General features: G+C 61.6%; 16 protein-coding genes and 1 pseudogene. All 17 read right to left on the reverse strand.

All coding sequences use genetic code 11. The annotated features are described in order from the left end of the window. Positions 1 to 366 precede the first annotated feature (366 nt). The 17 genes and pseudogenes from NKI08_RS20710 to trbB all read right to left on the reverse strand — a co-directional run bounded on the left by NKI08_RS20710 (position 367) and on the right by trbB (position 17,094). Entirely contained in the window at positions 367 to 1,191 is an 825-nt protein-coding gene (locus NKI08_RS20710) for an IS5 family transposase (protein WP_352771830.1), read from the reverse strand. A 90-nt stretch (positions 1,192 to 1,281) separates the two neighbouring features. After that, positions 1,282 to 2,844: an adenylate/guanylate cyclase domain-containing protein gene (locus tag NKI08_RS20715; RefSeq protein ID WP_352771832.1), complete on the reverse strand. Its 1,563-nt coding sequence runs from the start codon at positions 2,842 to 2,844 to the stop codon at positions 1,282 to 1,284. Positions 2,845 to 2,868: 24 nt separating this feature from the next. Then, entirely contained in the window at positions 2,869 to 3,240 is a 372-nt protein-coding gene (locus NKI08_RS20720; RefSeq protein WP_352474820.1) for a response regulator, read from the reverse strand. Next, positions 3,237 to 6,029 carry an ATP-binding response regulator gene (locus NKI08_RS20725; protein ID WP_352771835.1) on the reverse strand — a complete coding sequence of 931 codons (2,793 nt, stop codon included), beginning with the start codon at positions 6,027 to 6,029 and terminating at the stop codon, positions 3,237 to 3,239. Before NKI08_RS20725 ends, NKI08_RS20720 begins: the two co-directional genes overlap by 4 nt. After that, positions 6,026 to 6,784 carry a Tll0287-like domain-containing protein gene (locus NKI08_RS20730; RefSeq protein ID WP_352771837.1) on the reverse strand — a complete coding sequence of 253 codons (759 nt, stop codon included), beginning with the start codon at positions 6,782 to 6,784 and terminating at the stop codon, positions 6,026 to 6,028. Before NKI08_RS20730 ends, NKI08_RS20725 begins: the two co-directional genes overlap by 4 nt. 292 nt (positions 6,785 to 7,076) lie before the next feature. Continuing rightward, positions 7,077 to 7,364, reverse strand: coding sequence for a DUF2274 domain-containing protein (locus tag NKI08_RS20735; RefSeq protein ID WP_352502869.1), 288 nt, complete (start codon positions 7,362 to 7,364; stop codon positions 7,077 to 7,079). 41 nt (positions 7,365 to 7,405) lie between these two features. Beyond that, positions 7,406 to 7,513, reverse strand: a pseudogene (locus tag NKI08_RS20740) (DUF2274 domain-containing protein); the annotation flags it as partial. Then, positions 7,510 to 8,724, reverse strand: coding sequence for a TraB/TrbI/VirB10 family type IV secretion system protein (locus NKI08_RS20745; RefSeq protein WP_352771839.1), 1,215 nt, complete (start codon positions 8,722 to 8,724; stop codon positions 7,510 to 7,512). The gene NKI08_RS20745 and the pseudogene NKI08_RS20740, both read right to left, overlap by 4 nt. Beyond that, positions 8,721 to 9,785 carry a P-type conjugative transfer protein TrbG gene (gene trbG, locus NKI08_RS20750; protein ID WP_352771841.1) on the reverse strand — a complete coding sequence of 355 codons (1,065 nt, stop codon included), beginning with the start codon at positions 9,783 to 9,785 and terminating at the stop codon, positions 8,721 to 8,723. The genes NKI08_RS20745 and trbG overlap by 4 nt, the downstream gene beginning before the upstream one ends. Beyond that, positions 9,782 to 10,468, reverse strand: a complete 687-nt coding sequence (gene trbF / locus NKI08_RS20755; protein WP_352771843.1) for a conjugal transfer protein TrbF — start codon at positions 10,466 to 10,468, stop codon at positions 9,782 to 9,784. The genes trbG and trbF overlap by 4 nt, the downstream gene beginning before the upstream one ends. After that, entirely contained in the window at positions 10,465 to 11,835 is a 1,371-nt protein-coding gene (gene trbL / locus NKI08_RS20760; RefSeq protein WP_352771845.1) for a P-type conjugative transfer protein TrbL, read from the reverse strand. Before trbL ends, trbF begins: the two co-directional genes overlap by 4 nt. Next, positions 11,832 to 12,200, reverse strand: a complete 369-nt coding sequence (gene trbK-alt, locus NKI08_RS20765) for a putative entry exclusion protein TrbK-alt (RefSeq protein WP_352771847.1) — start codon at positions 12,198 to 12,200, stop codon at positions 11,832 to 11,834. The genes trbL and trbK-alt overlap by 4 nt, the downstream gene beginning before the upstream one ends. Positions 12,201 to 12,212: 12 nt before the next feature. Then, a complete protein-coding gene (gene trbJ, locus NKI08_RS20770) occupies positions 12,213 to 12,962 on the reverse strand; it encodes a P-type conjugative transfer protein TrbJ (protein ID WP_502898815.1) in 750 nt (249 codons plus the stop codon). Next, positions 12,959 to 15,466, reverse strand: coding sequence for a conjugal transfer protein TrbE (trbE, locus tag NKI08_RS20775; protein ID WP_352771979.1), 2,508 nt, complete (start codon positions 15,464 to 15,466; stop codon positions 12,959 to 12,961). The genes trbJ and trbE overlap by 4 nt, the downstream gene beginning before the upstream one ends. Positions 15,467 to 15,476: 10 nt before the next feature. Next, the gene (locus NKI08_RS20780; RefSeq protein ID WP_352685422.1) at positions 15,477 to 15,740 is read right to left on the reverse strand and encodes a VirB3 family type IV secretion system protein; all 264 of its coding nucleotides are present in this window, start codon (positions 15,738 to 15,740) and stop codon (positions 15,477 to 15,479) included. Next, positions 15,740 to 16,003: a TrbC/VirB2 family type IV secretion system protein gene (locus NKI08_RS20785; protein WP_352474837.1), complete on the reverse strand. Its 264-nt coding sequence runs from the start codon at positions 16,001 to 16,003 to the stop codon at positions 15,740 to 15,742. The genes NKI08_RS20780 and NKI08_RS20785 overlap by 1 nt, the downstream gene beginning before the upstream one ends. Before the next feature lie 74 nt (positions 16,004 to 16,077). After that, complete coding sequence (trbB, locus tag NKI08_RS20790) at positions 16,078 to 17,094, reverse strand: P-type conjugative transfer ATPase TrbB (RefSeq protein ID WP_352502876.1); 1,017 nt, start codon at positions 17,092 to 17,094, stop codon at positions 16,078 to 16,080. Positions 17,095 to 17,231: the final 137 nt, after the last annotated feature.

Below are 17,231 nucleotides of genomic sequence, written 5' to 3' on the forward strand. Positions count from 1 at the left end.
ATCATGCGGCGGCTTCATGTCGACCGCGAAGACGACCGTGCTCCCGGCAAACGACACCTCAATACAAATTTGGGCTTGCATTTCGGTCCGCGATTAGACGACTCACACTCTCCCTTCCGTCAACGCATGCCGTGTTGGAATAGCCGAAGCCGAAAGGCGGTAGCGCTCCTCAAACCCCACTATCTCATCTCGGGTAGCAGGTGTGGCGATGTAGCCCTCGTCACAGGGCTAACCCTAGTGCTTGCACTGGCCAGGGGCCGCTTTTGATGCCACGCTGCGGAGCGCCGGCGGTCCGAGCACACACCGCCGATCCCTGCGACCCAGAGCATCGCTTCGCGAAATTTCCCTAAGAGTCCGTTTTGAAATTCAAGGATGACCGTTTCGGCGGATGAGGTTTGCGCCCATTGCGACGAGGATCATTGCGTGAGAGACGTCGATGCGCTGCTCGTAGTCGCGCACGAGGCGGCGCCATCTTGTCATCCAGCCGAAGGTCCGCTCGACGAGCCAGCGTCGGGGCAAGACTTCGAAGCCCTTCTGGTCATCGGATCGGCGGATGACCTCGACCACGAAGTCCAGATAGGCGGCCTTGTCCATGAGCATTAGCCGATCATAGGCGCCGTCGGCGAACAGATGCTTCACCCAGGGCCAGCGCTGGCGGATACCATCCAAGATCGCCTGAGCGCCGGCGCTGTCGGAGATATCGGCCGGCGTCAAGTTGACCATCAACAGCCGCCCATCCGTATCGACTGCGATATGGCGCTTGCGTCCGACGATCTTCTTGCCGGCGTCGTAACCCCTTGTTCTTGCTTGCGGAGCCTTGACCGACTGGCTATCGATCACCGCCGCCGACGGGCTCGCCTCGCGCCCGGCCCGCTCACGATCCAGCATCAGCGCCACGTCGTGGATGGTCTGGAACAAAAATCGCCGCGCCAGCTCTCGAAACCAGCCATAGACCGTCTGCCAGGGTCCAAAGTGGATCGGCAGCATCCGCCAGCCGCAACCCGAACGGACCAGGTAGCGCACCGCATTGATCACCTCGCGAAAATCAACCTCGCGCGGACGGCCACGCCGCCCAGGCTTGGGCATCAGCGGCGCGAACTGCTCCCACTCCTCATCCGTCAAATCAGACGGGTAGCGCTTGGTCTTCTTGGCGATCTGGGCCATCCGGCCGCGGCTCTGCTTTGTCCACATCCACAGCTTGAATCATAACCCAGCCTCAGACGAAACCCCAGCAAGCCGATTTTCAAAACGGCCTCTAAGGGCAGTCAGACATTGTTCCGATCAGTGTTGAACGAGATAGGTTTCGATCCTGCCGACACCTGCCAGTTCTAGATTACAGCGCGGTTCGAGCTTCCAGGAGGTGCGCAGGGCCTGCTTGGTTGCCTCCGAGATTTGCATGCGGTCGGCCACGCCCTGGGACTCGAGCCGGCTTGCAATATTCACGGTCTCGCCCCAGAGGTCGTAGACGAACCGATGCCGGCCGATCAGGCCCGCGATCACCGGTCCCGTGTGCACGCCAATGCGGATCCGAAAACTATCGTTGCCCCAAGCTAAGGGCTTCAACGCGTCCAGCATGGATTTCCCGAGTGCCACGATCCTGTCGGCATGGTCAGCTGCCGGTTCGGGAACACCGCTCGCAGCCATATAGGCGTCTCCGATGGTCTTGATTTTCTCGACGGAATGCTTCTCCGCCAAGACGTCGAACGTGCCGAATAGCCTGTCGAGGCGCTTGATCAGGTCCGACGGCGGCAACCTTGCCGCTATGCTCGAGAAACCGACAATATCGGCAAAAAGAATGGTCACTTCATCGAACCGGTCGGCAATGAACTCTTCGCCCCGATGCAGCCGTGCCACGATCTGACCGGGCAGGATCGCATGAAGAAGCGAGTCAGCCCGCCCCTTCTCCACCTCGATCCGCTGAAGATACTGGTGCTCGCGGTCAAGCCAACGCTTCTTCTCCAAACTCGAGTTGATCCGGGCGCGCAGCAGGACTGGATTGAAAGGTTTAGGCAAGTAGTCGTCGGCCCCCGCCTCGATGCAGCGGACCACTGCATCCACTTCGTCCAACCCCGATATCATGATGACAGGGATATGCCGCCATCGGCGCTCCGCTTTCAATCGTGAGAGCACCTCGATGCCGTTCATGTCCGGCATCAGGAGGTCCAGCAGAACCAGGTCGAACTCGTGTTCCGCAAGGTGAGCCAGCGCTGACAGACCGGACTCGGCAGTGACTACCTGATGACCGTCACGTTGCAAGCGGCGGGAGAGGAGACCGCGGTTACTGCTGATGTCGTCGACGACAAGTATGCGGCCACAGCCGGAGCTTACGGGGTGCTCCGTCTTGATCAGTGCCCGTTCGAGTCCTGCCGCATCGATCTCAGCCTGATTTGTGGTCCGCGGTTCCTCGCTGTCGGGTGCGCGCGAGAGGCCGGCGATTGCATCGACATGCGCCAACAACTCGGCCGCCGCGGCGAGCATCACCCTGACATCCTCTTCCAGCGCGTATTCGTGCAATTCTTCGGCTTCTTCACGAATCATTTCGGAATAGCCGATGATCGCGTTGAGCGGCGTTCGCAAGTCGTGGCGCAGTTTCGCCTCGATCTCGACCCCTGCCCGGTTCTGATTGTCGGCTTTGCCATGGATCAAGCTGTCGATCAGGCCATTCAATTCGCAAGCAGCGGCGCTGACCTTCTCCAGATCCGGTGTCATGTGGACCAGACCGAGGTCCTGCACCTGTTCGGTCAGCAACTCCTGAAATCCTGAGATTGCCCGCGCCGGTCCGGCGAGCTGCTGTGCCAGATGGACGGCGATCGCATGGCGTTGGAACTTGTTCTTGGCAGTCATGTTTTCAAACCGTCGGCCTGGGCCTCATCGATTCCCGGCGAGCAATTGTTCAATTTTCTGGACAAGTCGCGACAGGTCCACCGGCTTGCTATCGTAGTCATCGCAGCCGGCCTCGAGCGCCATTTCGCGATCGCTGGCCATCGCGTGCGCAGAAAGCGCAATGATCGGGATCCCGGAGGTGGCCGGATCAGCCTTGATTCGCCGGGTCGCCTCCCACCCGTCCATGACCGGCAAGCTCATATCCATGAGGATGAGATCCGGCCTTTCCGAAACGGTGAGTTCCACGCCCGACTGTCCGTTTTCCGCAATCAGGACTTCGAACCCACGCCGCGACAACCGCCGCGAGAGCATGTCGCGATTCAATTCGTTGTCTTCTACGAGAAGGATCCTCGTCATCCTCGGCTTCCTTCAGCCATGGGGGCGGTTCCGGGATCGGCAATGCTGGCACCTGTCGATCCAAGTGGGAATATCTGGCGCTCGAGGGCCTCGACCAACTGAGACCGACTGTTTGCGCCCTTGGTCACAACCGCGACCGCCCTGTCGCGAAGCCATTTGAGCTCGTCCGCCGACAAATCCTTGGAAGTCACGACGACGACCGGAATGTTCTGCAGTTCGGGCACCTGCTGCATCTCGTTCAAGGTCTCGAATCCGTCCATTTCGGGCATCAGCAGATCAAGCAGGACCAGACGCGGCAACAACCGCTTCATCAGCTTGAGGCCGCGCAGGCCATCGCTTGCCTCGTGAACCCGCCAATCCTTCTTGACCAGAATACGCCGAAGGAAATCGCGCGAGGCTTGATCGTCATCAATAACAAGCACATCGCGGTTGCCACTGCCGCAAGCCTCTATCGTTCGAACAAGCTTCCGCGTGTCGATCGGCTTCGTTAGGTATTCGACCGCACCGAGTGAGAGGCCGAGTTCACGATCTGCAAGTATCGTCGCAAGGATTACTGGAATCTCGCAGAGCTCCTTGTCGCTCTTCAGCGAGCGCAGCACTGACCAGCCGTCCTGATGCGGCATGATAATGTCGAGAACGATTGCGACAGGGCGATGCGCTCGCGCAGCGGCTATTCCTTCCTCGCCGCTTGCTGCTTCGATCGACGCCAGTCCCGCCTCTGCCAAGGCCCTGGCGATAAGGGCTCGGGCGGCAGGTTCGTCATCGATGATCAGAACCGCCTTGTCCGACGGCCTGGACGACAGCGGTTCGGCGGGTCGCTGCTCGCTAGATTCCTCGTTGCACTCGGCTGGAATCTCCATTGTGAAGGTCGAGCCTTTTCCGAACTCGCTCTTGACCGTTACAACGCCTCCGATCATTCGGCAGAAACTCCGGGTTATGCTAAGGCCCAATCCCGTTCCGCCATAGTTGCGAGTGGTGGACGCGTCTGCCTGCGTAAAAGCGTCAAAGAGCCGTTCTTGTTGCTCTGGCGTCATCCCGATCCCGGTGTCCGACACTACGAATATTAGCCAGTCGCCATCCGATGTCCTGTTGCGTCGAACCGCCAGCGTTACATGGCCCACTTCGGTGAACTTGGCCGCGTTACTGAGTAGATTGAAGAGGTTATGACGCAACTTCGTCTGGTCCGAATGCATTTTCCCAAGGTCGCCCGCGAGGTCCAGCACGAAACTGTTTCTGTTTTTCGCCATCAGTGGCGCGACTGTGGCCTGGACATCGCGCAACAAGTCGGCGACGTCGAAAGTCTCCAGGAAATTTTCCATCTTATTTGCCTCGATCTTCGACAGATCGAGGATGTCGTTGATGAGCGCGAGGAGATGGCGACCGGCCCCGGCGATCTTTTCCACATCTGGGACGAACTCGTTCATTTGCTCGTCACTCGCCTCTTCGATCAGCATCTCGCTGTAGCCAATGATCGCGTTCAATGGAGTGCGTAGCTCGTGGCTCATGGACGCGAGGAAGCTGCTCTTGGCCTCATTTGCCGCTTCAGCATGGCTCTTGGCCCGCTCGAGTTCGACCTCTCTCTGCTTCAGTTCCGTGATGTCGGTGTAAACGGCGACGGTCCCGCCGTCAGGGGTCTTTCGTTTGCTGACGCGGACCCAGCGTTCTCCGAAGCGACCCTCGTGGACGAAGCCTGCCGGATCCTTCTGGATGCGCAGCCTCTCCGCAATCCATTCCTCCGGCGACGCGCCCTCAAGGTCGACGTGCCCGCTCGCCAAGCGTCCTTTCAGAATATCCTGAAGGCTTTGCCCAGGAAGAGTAGCTCGCTCATTGCCGGGAAAGATTTCGCAGTATTTGCTGTTGGCAAGAAGGACCTTGTCCTCCGAATCGAACAGGACAAATCCGTCAGAAATCGCCTCGAGTGCCGCTGCGATCGTCCGTCTTTGCCGCTCCGCCTCATCTTCCAGTCTTTGCTTTTCAATTGCGCTCGCCCGGAAAAGCCGAAGCGTCCGCGCCATCGCGCCGAGCTCGTCGCCTCCCTCTGCCTGTATTTCGACGTCATAGCGTCCTTCCGTCAGATTTCCGATCACCCGGTTCAAGCGCCGCAACGGGCCGACGATCGAGCGAAGAACAAGGATGGTGAGAAGCGACCCGATCATCACCACGATGGCCACCAGCACGGCAGCGGTCGTCGCCGTTTTCTGGGTTTCCGTTACGACCTCATTGCGAGCGGCTTCTGCCTCGGCGCTCGCTCGTTCGACGAGTTTGTTTAGCGCGGCATCCACATTTGCGCTGTGGGTGCGCGCCTCGGCGAGGAGAGTGTTGCCGATGATGCGGTTGTCTTGAGTATAGCTGTCTGCCGCTCGTAACGCCGTTTTGACATAGGAATCGATCTCAACGCGGATTTCCCTGACCGCATCCGGTGATGATTTCGAAAGGCGGTCCAGATGTGTCAGCAGTCGCTCGCGCGCCTGCTCGGCATTGCGCTGGGAATTCATCAACAAGCTAACCGACAAATCAGTCAGCCAGTAGCGCAATTCGCCGAATGTTACGTGGGCCGCAGCCGCAGTGGATGCGACATCGAAAAATGCCTTGGTCTCCGCGGTTCGATCTGCACTGCGATAAAGTGCCTGCGTGAGAAAGATGGACGATACGATGAGGCTGATAAGGCCGGCCGCTGTCAGCGCAGCTATGCGGGCCGAAATCGGTAGATTGGCGAAGCTACGCGCAAGTGGCCTCGCCGGCGCCGATACGGCCTCCACTTGGTGCGGTGATTGTTCCAAAGCGCTCATTTGAACAAGACGATGCTGATCGCGCCTCCCAGATCGCCCGCTTTGCCGCCCTCCTTAGGATATCCTGTCACGTCGATCTCGCCCTTCGGCTCGCCGTGACAGGAAAGACACGAGCCGGTATAGTATTCGGGCAGCAGCATTCGAAATGCCGGGCGTCCATCCGCCTCTGTGACGTCCGTGTAGGCTCCCTTCGCTCTCTGCGGATCCACCAAGACCTTTTCGATGATCTGTGCTTCCCAGGCGTCCGGAAGCGATTTGCGGTTGCGCACGAGTTGCTCTGGCGCAGTCACGCGCACCCGAGCTTCGTTGCCGGCCTTGGCGCTGAACTTGTCATTCATCAGACGCGCAAACACGGCTGGCACGAAGCCCTTGAATGCGATTCCCGCGCGGTTGATGTTATCTTGCTGTTCGTCCACCACCTCTCGCATCGCCTCAATCTGGACCTCAAGCAGACGCCGGTCGCGCTCGGTCAATTCGCCGGAAAGCGGGTCGTTGCCGGTGTGTTTTGAGTATTCGGCGATGGCCTCTCTCGTAATGCGCTCACCGTCGAGGTGCTTGTCGCCAAGAGCAGGATCATTGATGAGCGTCTGGTAGTTCGAGATGATACGTCGCCCCGCACGGAGCAATTCCGCGAGTCGCGTTCCCGTCGCGACATCCTCGGTAACTCCCGCTCCGATGGCAGACGACACGACGAGCGCGCAGCCGACAAGAACAGCGGCAATGAAAGTCCGCGTCAACGTTGACATGCCGGACATTTCCGTTTCCCTTCCAGGAAGGCCACTAGCAGCATAGCACGATAAAAGCCGGGGAGGCAGCGACAAACTTCGAAGCTCAGGGAAGGAGGGAACGAAATTCGCCATCTGTTCCGAAGCGTCCCTGGCGTGTAACCCATCTCCGCCGAACGTCCCTTACACCCCATTGCCAACCCACAGCCTCGACCAACTGGATGACGGCTTCGGGTGATGGCCGTGAATTGGTCCGGAGCAAGCGAGCTTCCGCTTAGGTCGGAACCGGCATTTCGCTCAGGGTAAAGCCACCAGGACAGCTTCAGGCAGAGCCATCACCTTCAGCACCGCTTCGCGTCGTGCTGCTGGCTGGAGACGCCGCTCGTTGACGGGCACGGCCGGCCTTCGCCTTACGGCTGCGCCAGCCGCGATCCGAACCGACGAACGCTTCCAGCATGTGCGGAATCAGGGCAGCGGTGTCCACGGGTTCATAGAGCCGGCTGTGCTCGGCCGCATACTGGTCGAGTTCCTCCTTGAGGGGCTCCGGCAGGATGATCGTCATGCGGACGACACCAACCTTCGGCAGCCGACCGAGCCTCAGATCAGGCATTGTTCACCTCCTGCTTGTGAGACAAGGACATGTTGACTGTTCAGATAATCAACATAGGCAACGACGTCGCGATGAACGGCGGCAGGCAGTTCGACGGTGATCTTGACCGGACGGTCATCGGGAATGGCGGAAAGTTTCAGCTTGGTCATGATGAATCCTTTGACGTGCCGTAAGGCACAAGAAGAAGGTCGCGATTGACAATCACGCGAACCGGGAAACCGGGCCGCACGGTGAGCGTAGGCTGGACATAGAGCTGATTGCGCACGAGCTGCTGGCCAATATCGGAGGCCGAATCCTGCGCGCTTTCGCGGATGGCCTTGGCGATTTCGCTTTCGTCGTCGCTGGACCCAAGCGATGTCCCAATGCCCAGTAATGTCGAGAGTGCTGCGGCCCGGAACATCTGGCCCCAATGACGGTCGACCTCGTCCTCCAGCCCGGAAAATCCTTCAGCGTCTGCGCCCTGCTGCCGCTCCAGCACGATCGAGGTGCCGTCAGGCATGATCAGCCGGTTCCAGACCAGCAGCACGCGCGACTGGCCGAAGGCGACGTGGCTGTCGTACTGGCCGATCAGCCTCGCACCCTGCGGGATCAGGAGATGGGATCCTGTCGGGCTGTCATAGACATTTTCCGTGACCTGAGCGGTGATCTCGCCGGGCAGGTCGGAGCGGATGCCGGTGATAAGGGCGGCTGGAATGACGCTGCCGGCTTGCACCACATAGGGCGAGGCCTTCGCGGCGAGCCGATTGGGGCTGACTGTGCGACGGTCTGGCTCGGCATTGACGAAGGCCAGCTTGCGATCCTGCACGTTTTGCGCGGCGCTAGGATCGATCGGTGGCGGCCCAAGCGGCGGAGTCAGATCAGATTGGGTGTCCGGTTCTATGACTCTGCCGCCAGGATCCTTTCGTGTGGGACCAGGTCTCGTGTTCGTATCGGTGAAGAGCTTCGCCACGCGTGCGGCCTCGATCTCGGCCAGTCGGCGCTGCTCCTCCGGATCGGCGCGCGGTCCACTGACGTTGGACGCCCCAATCGGCTGGCCGCGCTCCTGCGCGCGCAAGATCGGCCGGCCCAAATCGCCAGGCAGCGCGGGGCCGAGTTGCGGAACACCTGCATAGTCCTTCGGCAGCTTCTGTAGCCCGTCGGCCGTTGAGCGGTTTTCGGTGGTGAAGAGCTCGGGCGGCTGTTCGGTTCCGCGCTGTCTGGTGTCGAGCGCCCAAATCAACGTGCCGAGGATCGCAGCGCTGGCAACTCCACCGACGCCTATCAGCACCTTGCGCGACAGTCGCGTGACCCTGGCCGGTTCGGGCCGAAGGCGCAGTTCCGCTCGAATGTCCTGGTTGGGTGCATTTGCAGGGTCGCTCATCGGAACAGCCTCGTGCTGGGCGAGGTTCGTTTGCCGTCCGTGCGCACGATGCGGACGCGCTTTTCGCTTGTTTTGTCGCCGAGCCTCAATTCAGCGGCGGCAAACAGCCGATCAACGAGGTAGTAGTTCTGGCGAGCACGGTAGTTGACCAGCTCCGAGCCGCCCGACGGGCCGATGACAAAGAGCGGCGGCATTTCACCTTGCCATATGCCCGACGGGAACTCGATGTAGACTTTTGCACCGTCATCGAAGGCGCGAAGCGGCCGCCAGGGCGCCATGTCGCCCTCGATGCGATAGCGAAAATTCAGTTTCTGGATGTCGACGCCGGACGCGACCGGCTGTGCGGCGGAAGCCTGCGCGTTCTGGCGCCGCAGCGCAATCAGCTGGTCCTGCGGGTACTGCCAGGAGACCGAAGCCATGTAGGTCTTTTCGGTCGAGCGCAGCTCGAGATGATAGGTGCGGCGGTCGCTGTTGATGACGAGATTGGTCTGCAGATCCGGCCGTGTCGGCTTCACAAGAATATGGACCTGCTGGCGCTCCCCTGCCCCACTTTGCGTATCGCCGATGATCCAGCGCACCGTGTCGCCGGCGGCCACAGGCCCGGAGCCGACAAGCTGCTCGCCCGGCTGCAAGGCGATGTCGGTGACCTGGCCGGGCGCGGCATAAATCTGGTAGAGCGCGCCCTCACTCCACGGATAGAGCTGGATGGCATTGACGAACCCGTCGCGAACCGGCTGCATCCTCGCTGCCTCGTTCGCCTGGCTGATACGCTGCTTCGGATCGGGCGGCTCCGGCTCCACCTTCGTAGCGTCGACTGGTTTCAACTGACCAGGCAGCGGAAGCGGTTTCGGCACTTCCACCACTTTGACCGGACCAGGCGGCTCGACCCTGCGCACCGCAGGCACCGCATCGTCGTAGGCGATTTCCGGCGGAATGTATTTCTTCGATGCACAGCCGGCGAGCGCCGTTGCCGACAGCAGTGTCAGGGCAAGCCTACGTGCCTTGGGCGCATTGCGCGTGGCCGGTCTCGCCGATGTTCTTGTTGGTGCTGCACGCATCATGAAAACTCCTTCGACCAGCTGATGGCGTTGACATAGACGCCAAGCGGATTGGCTTTGAGCCGGTCAGCGTCGCGGGGTTGCTGAATCGCGATTGTGAGGATTGCGGTCCAGCGCTCGGTGCCGGCCAGGTTGCCATTCTCGTAACGGCGCTCGACCCAGGCGACGCGAAACGAATCGGGGGTAGCACGGATGACGCTGGAAACCTCGATGGCGATCTGGAGTTTGCCCAATTTGGCAAAAGGGTCGTTCAACCGGGCGTAATCATTAAGGGAAATGGCGCCGCGGTCTGTGGTGTAGTCGTAGGCGCGCAGCCAGTTTTGGCGGACGATGACCGGGTCGGCCGGAATGCTTCTGACCTGTTCGATGAAGCGGGCCAGATGCCAGGCGACCTGCGGATCGGTCGGCCGATAGTCGGCAACGGCCGGAGCGACAACCTGCGCTTCACCGAACTTGTCGACCTCCACCACCCAGGGAACCACTGAGCCGCGCGTTGACTGCCAGACCAATGCGGATGCAAAACCGCCGGCCAGGACGAGAGAGCCGAAGGCCATCAGCCGCCAGTTTCTCGCCTGGACGCGAGCCGAGCCGATGCGCTCGTCCCAAATCTGGGCTGCACGCTGATATGGCGTCTCGGGGTGAGGCGTTTTTGCGTAACGAACAAAAGGGCGTCTTAAGGGGGTCATCGGCGGTCGTCCTGATCGAGGGAAACATTCATCGAGCCGCCCCCATCATCACTTGAGTGGACCGAATGGGCGGCGATACTGGCGCCGTGGCCCATGGCCTGGTTGCGCTTCATGCGTTTTGCCCATGCGGGCGGGGCGTCGGAACTGGTGTCGGAGGCCGACCAGTCACCCGAGGAAGCCGTTCCCGACGATCGCTCTCCACTCGTCGCACTCCAAGCCGCAAAGCGGCCGGCATCATAGCTGTCGGACAGCGCCGAGGCGGCGCGCGACATGGCCTGCTTCACCGGTCGAACGGCAGCGCTGGCACCGGCCCTGGCGACACCCGCCACGCCGGCGGCGACCGAGCCTGCACCACCTCTTCCAGATGTCGCTGCGCCAAGTTCCCAGGCGGCCGAAGTGCTGCCGGCCAGATGCGCGCCGCGGCGTGCGGCTGCTGCCGACATACGCGCACTGCCATTGAGTGCGCCTGCCGCGCCGCTCAATCCGGCGCGAGCACCCATAGCGCCAGCCACGCCAAGGCCGCCAGCGACGAGGCTCGTGCCAACAGCGGCACCTGCGCCCAGTTGCGGGGCACCGGAGACCAGCCCCGTCGCAATGCCGGGACCGAAGATCGACAGTCCCATCAGCGACAGAGCGCCCAGGACAAGCGACAGCGCATCCGTGATTGTGGGCTGTTCGGCGCCGAAGCCTTGGGTGAACTCGCCGAACAGGCCCGAGCCGATGCCGACGATGACGGCAAGGACCAGTATCTTCACGCCGGAGGCAACGATGTTGCCGAGCACTTTTTCGGCAAGGAAGGCGGTCCGGTTGAACAGCGCAAAAGGTATCAGCACAAACCCGGCAAGCGTCGTCAGCTTGAATTCGACCAGCGTGACGAATATCTGGACGGCCAGAAGAAAGAACGCAATCAGTACGATCGCCCAGGCGATCATCAGCACTACGATCTGGACGAAATTCTCGAAGAACGAGACGTAGCCCATCAGCTGGCTGGCGGCCTCGAGGATTGGATTGCCGGCATCGATGCCAACTTGCGCGACGCGGCCCGGCTGCAGCAATGCCGAGCCTGAAAGTGCCGAGCCTCCAGCCTTCAGGCCGAGCCCGGAAAAGCTCTCGAAGACGATGCCGGCAAGACGGTTGAAGTTGCCGATGATGAAGGCAAAGAAGCCGATATAGAGCGTCTTCTTCACCAGTCGGTGCAGCACGTCTTCATCAGCACCCCATGCCCAGAACAGGCCGGCCAGTGTGATGTCGATCACAATCAGGGTCGAAGTGAGAAACGCAACTTCCCCACCGAGCAGGCCAAATCCTGAATCGATGTAGCGAGTGAAAGTCTCGAGGAAGCGATCGATGACGCCGGTGTCGTTCATGGCGCCACCGTTTCGGGATAGGGCCGGTCTTCCGCGAAAGGCGGCGTTGGCGGTTGGAGCGGCGGCAGCCGGGTCGGGTCCTTTTCGGTCGGCGGAGCCACGTTTGGCATGATCGGGCGGAATGGCCGCAGGAAGCGTCGGCGGCCTTCCGCCCAGGCTTTCCTGCAGGCGTCGTCATCGATCGCCGCAATTCCGATGTCCCGGCATCGGGCAAGCTCGACGCTTGCCGGCTCGCCGCCCGGATATGCGGAGCGCGGGGAGGACGCGTCCTGCGAGCCGCCGCCGCGCAGCGCCATGGAGGCGGCGGTCATGGCGGCGCCAAGGGCAAGAACGGCTGTTATCCGGGCGGCGATCTTGAGATCCATGCGGTCTTCGCCTCAGTCGTGGAACATTTTTACGGATGACGCACTGTAGCTGCTGCCCGTCATGAAACGGCTGAACTGTTCCCGCGCCTGCTCCTGTGCGGCCGCCCTTCTCGCTTGCTCAAGAGCTTCGGCTCGTCCTTGTGCGGCCAGCATCGCAGTGAGATCGGCAACTTGCTTGGCCTGCACGGCAAGAAGCTGGTTGCCGGCTTGCGTCGCCTGCAGCACGCCGACAGCCGACTGGCTGGCGCTGACCAGCGCACTCGTCTGCTCCTGTGTCTCTGCGATGTTGTCTACTGCGACGGCGCCGGTCTTCAGCGAATGCTCAAAGGCCGACACCGAGGTCTGCCAGCGTTGACGCGCGCCGTCGACAAGCTGCTGGCTGGAGAGTTCCGACCCGAAATTCTCGTAAGTGGAGGTAAACTGGCTCTCGATCTCCTGGACGCTATAGGCCAGCTTGTCGGCCTCGCCGAGCAGGCTCTTCATCTCGGAAAAATTGGCCTCGATCTGGCCAAGCAGCGAGGTTGGCAGGGAGGTGAGATTCTTCGCCTGGTTGATCAGCATCTGCGCTTCGTTCTGAAGCGAGCTGATCTGGTTGTGGATCTGCTCCAGCGCACGCGATGCCGAAAGCAGGTTCTCGGCGTAGTTCTTTGGGTCGAACACGATCAGTGCCGATGCCGGTGCCGATGACAGCGCCGTCGCGACGACGATTGCGCCGGCTGCCGCCATGCGACGGATACGGCGACCTGCAAGAACGGAATTCATGAGGGAAGCTCCTTTGTGGATTGGTCGATCACGCCAGTGAGATTGGGAATGAGGTCTGCCGCCCAGGAGAGACCACGGTTCGTAAGCCAGGCCTCGAGGAAATGGTCTCGCCCCGCCCCGGCGATTATCCGGTCGATCGCGGCCTGGTCCGATTTGGACGATGCGGCGCAGAGCGCCAGCGCGATCGGACCAAGCCCCAGCTCGAACAGGCGGTTGCCGCGGCGGCTTTGACAGTAATAGTCGCGCTTCGGTGTCGCTCGCGCGACGATCTCGATCTGGCGATCGTTGAGACCAAAGCGTCGGTAGATCTCTGTGATCTGCGGCTCGACGGCGCGCTCGTTCGGCAAGAACAGCCGCGTCGGGCAGCTTTCGACGATTGCCGGTGCGATTGGCGATCCGTCGATGTCCGAAAGCGACTGGGTGGCGAAGACCATGCTGGCGTTCTTCTTCCTCAGCGTCTTCAGCCATTCGCGCAACTGGTCAGCGAAACCGCCGTCGTCGAGCGCGAGCCAACCCTCGTCGATGAGCAGCAGTGTCGGCCGGCCGTCCATCCTCTGCTCGATGCGGTGGAACAGATAGGCGAGCACGGCGGGCGCTGCACCTGTGCCGATCAGGCCTTCGGTTTCGAACGCCTGGACCGAAGCCTCGCCCAGCCGCTCGTGCTCGGCATCGAGCAGGCCGCCATAAGGGCCACCGATGCAATAGGGAAGGAGCGCCTGCTTCAGCGGCGAAGATTGCAGCAATACGGACAGGCCAGTCAGCGTCCGTTCGTGGACGGGCGCAGAGGCCAGCGACGTCAACGCCGACCACAGATGTTCCTTTACCTGCGGCGTGATGGACACGCCTTCGCGCAGAAGGATGTCGACAATCCAGTCGGCCGCCCAGGCTCGCTCTGGCGTATGATGAATATGGGCGAGCGGCTGTAGCGAAACGGTATGAACGTCGTCCGACAGATCGGCCAAAGTAAGCAAGGGCAACGGATCGTCAGCCCCCTGCCCAGTTCCGGCATTTCTTCCGAGATCATGCCAATCGCCATGCATGGCGAGAATGGCCGCGCGGATTGAGCCGCCGAAGTCGAAGGCAAAAACCTGGCTGTGCTCGTAACGTCGGAACTGCAGCGCGATCATCGCCAACAGGACCGACTTGCCGGCACCGGTCGGGCCGATGACGAGGGTGTGGCCGACATCGCCGACGTGAAGGCTGAACCGGAACGGTGTGGCGCCTTCCGTTCTGGCGAAGAACAGCGGCGGGGCGCCAAAATGCTCGTCCTCAATCGGTCCAGCCCAGACCGCCGAAAGTGGAATCATGTGGGCGAGGTTCAGAGTCGAGATCGGCGGCTGGCGGACATTGGCGTAGACGTGGCCAGGGATGCTGCCGAGCCAAGCCTCGACCGCGTTGACGCTTTCGGCGATGCAGGTGAAATCCCTGCCCTGAATGACCTTTTCGATCAGGCGCAGCTTTTCGTCGGCAATTGACGGATCAGCATCCCAGACCGTCACGGAGGCGGTGACATAGGCTTCGCCGATCTGATCTGAACCGAGATCCTGCAGGGCCGCGTCCGCATCGGCCGCCTTGTTGGCGGCGTCCGTATCAACGAGGACTGACGCCTCGTTGGTCATCACCTCCTTCAAAATTGCGGCGATCGATTTGCGTTTGGCGAACCACTGGCGACGGATCTTCGTCACCAGCTTCGTCGCGTCGGTCTTGTCGAGCATGATCGCCCGCGTGGACCAGCGGTAGGGGAAGGCAAGCCGATTAAGGTCGTCGAGAATCCCCGGGAAGGTCATGTTCGGAAACCCGATGATAGTGAGTGTGCGCAGATGCGCATCGCCAAGCCTCGGCTCTAACCCGCCGGCTAACGGCTGATCGACAAGCAAGCCATCGAGATGCATCGGCGTTTCCGGCACGCGAACGCGATGCCGCTTGGTCGAAATTGTTGAGTGCAGGTAACTCAGCGTCTCGCCATCATCGAGCCAGTCAGCTTCGGGAACGAAGCCTTCGATGAGGTTGAGCACGCGGTCCGTGCGATCGACATAACTCTTCAGGAGCTCCCAAGGATCGACGCCGGTCTTTTGCCGGCCTTCGTAGAGCAAGCTCTCCATTCGCGACGCTTCCTCGGCCGGAGGCAGCCACACGAAGGTGAGAAAGTAGCTGCTTTCAAACAGCACGCCGGACCCTTCGAACTGTTCGCGCCGCTCAACGTCGAGAAGCGCGGATGCGCAATCCGGGAACCGGCTGTCGGGATAGCCGCTGGCGGAATTGCGCTGCGCTTCGACAAAGATCGCCCAGCCGGAGCCGAGCCGGCGCAGCGCGCCGTTGAGCCGTGCGGTCGTGCCGACCAGCTCCGCCGGCGTGGCGGAGTCCAGGTCCGGCCCGCGAAAACGCGCCGTTCTTTGAAAACTGCCGTCCTTGTTGAGCACCACGCCCGGCGCCACCAGGGCGGCCCAAGGCAGATAGTCGACGAGGCTGGCGCTCTTGTTTCGATATTCCGCGAGGTTCATCACGGCGAAAACCTCAACAGCCGAAATGCGCGGGATAGCGCAGGTGCCGGCGAACCACGTCGACGAACTGCGCATCGCGCTTTGCCGCCCAGACGGCGGCGAGATGCCCGACCGCCCAGATGACGAGCCCCGCGATCCACAGACGAAGACCCAACCCGACCGCGCCTGCCAGCGTGCCGTTGGCGATAGCGACGGCGCGCGGCGCGCCGCCGAGCAGGATCGGTTCAGTAAGCGCGCGATGCACCGGCGCGAAAAAGCCACGGACTTCCTCCTCCATCAGATCAACGCCCCGCCGCCGAAGGAGAAAAAGGACAGGAAGAACGAACTTGCCGCGAAAGCGATCGACAGCCCGAAGACGATCTGAATCAGCCGGCGAAATCCGCCCGATGTGTCGCCGAAAGCGAGCGACAAGCCAGTGACGATGATGATGATCACCGCCACGATCTTGGCGACTGGCCCCTCGATCGATTCGAGAATTTGCTGAAGCGGCTCCTCCCAGGGCATGGAGGAGCCGGCAGCATGGGCGGGCGCAATCGTCATGATCGCGGCGGTCGTCGCATACGACAGCTCCACGGCAAGTTTGCGGATAGCCGATGAATTGAAGCGGATCGGGGTCATTCTGAAGCTCCAAAGGGCGAGTGGTGATTCACGGTCATTGTGGTCTCGACATTTGCTTCCAGGGTGCGGTAGTCACCGGTGGCCGCATCGAGCCCGTCGACAAAGGCGATTTCGACGAGCCGGCGCGCGGAGCCGCGGCCGGCGAGGACGGCGACGAGGTCTATGGTTTCGGCTATCAGCGCGCGCGGGACCGTGACGACGGCCTCCTGTACGAGCTGTTCCAGTCGCTGCAGTGCGCCAATGGCAGAATTGGCGTGAATGGTGCCGATGCCGCCGGGATGGCCGGTGCCCCAGGCCTTCAGCAAATCGAGCGCTTCGGCGCCCCGTACCTCGCCTATCGGGATGCGGTCGGGCCGAAGCCGCAATGATGACTTCACCAGATCGGACAGCGAGGCGACACCATCCTTTGTGCGCAGCGCTACAAGATTGGGCGCAGCGCACTGCAACTCGCGTGTGTCCTCGATCAGCACGACGCGCTCGGCGGTTTTAGCCACCTCCGCCAAAAGCGCGTTGACCAGCGTGGTCTTGCCCGTCGATGTACCGCCGGCCACCAGCACGTTCTTGCGTGTCTCCACGGCAAGCTGCAGGACGTCAGCCTGGCCTTCGGTCATGATGCCGGCAGCGACATAGTCTTGAAGCGTAAACACCGCGACTGCCGGCTTGCGGATGGCGAATGTTGGGGCCGTGACGACAGGCGGCAAAAGGCCCTCGAACCGTTCACCGGTCCCGGGCAGTTCAGCCGAAACGCGCGGCGAGCCCGAATGCACCTCCGCACCGACATGGTGCGCGACCAGCCTGACGATCCGTTCGCCGTCTGCCGCGATCAGTGTTTCATTGCTTGCAGCGAGTCCTTCGCTGAGACGGTCAACCCACAGGCGACCGTCGGGATTGAGCATCACCTCGACAATGGCTGGATCGTCAAGGAAGCCTGCGACCGCCGGGCCGAGGGCGGTGCGCAGCATGCGCGCGCCGCGCGATACCGCTCCCTTACTGGCATGATAGTTGGTCGCCATGCGGGTCCCCGTTTCTCGCCACGAACTGTTCTTGGCGCGGTCGGGGATCATTAGAAAAGGCAGGAGCGCCGGCCTTGCAACAAGCAAAACCGGCGATCGTGGCATGACGTGCAGAGACTTGCGAGATGCGGTGCCGC

The sequence above is a fragment of the Mesorhizobium sp. M0768 genome (assembly GCF_040320195.1).
In the GTDB taxonomy this organism is placed as follows: domain Bacteria; phylum Pseudomonadota; class Alphaproteobacteria; order Rhizobiales; family Rhizobiaceae; genus Mesorhizobium.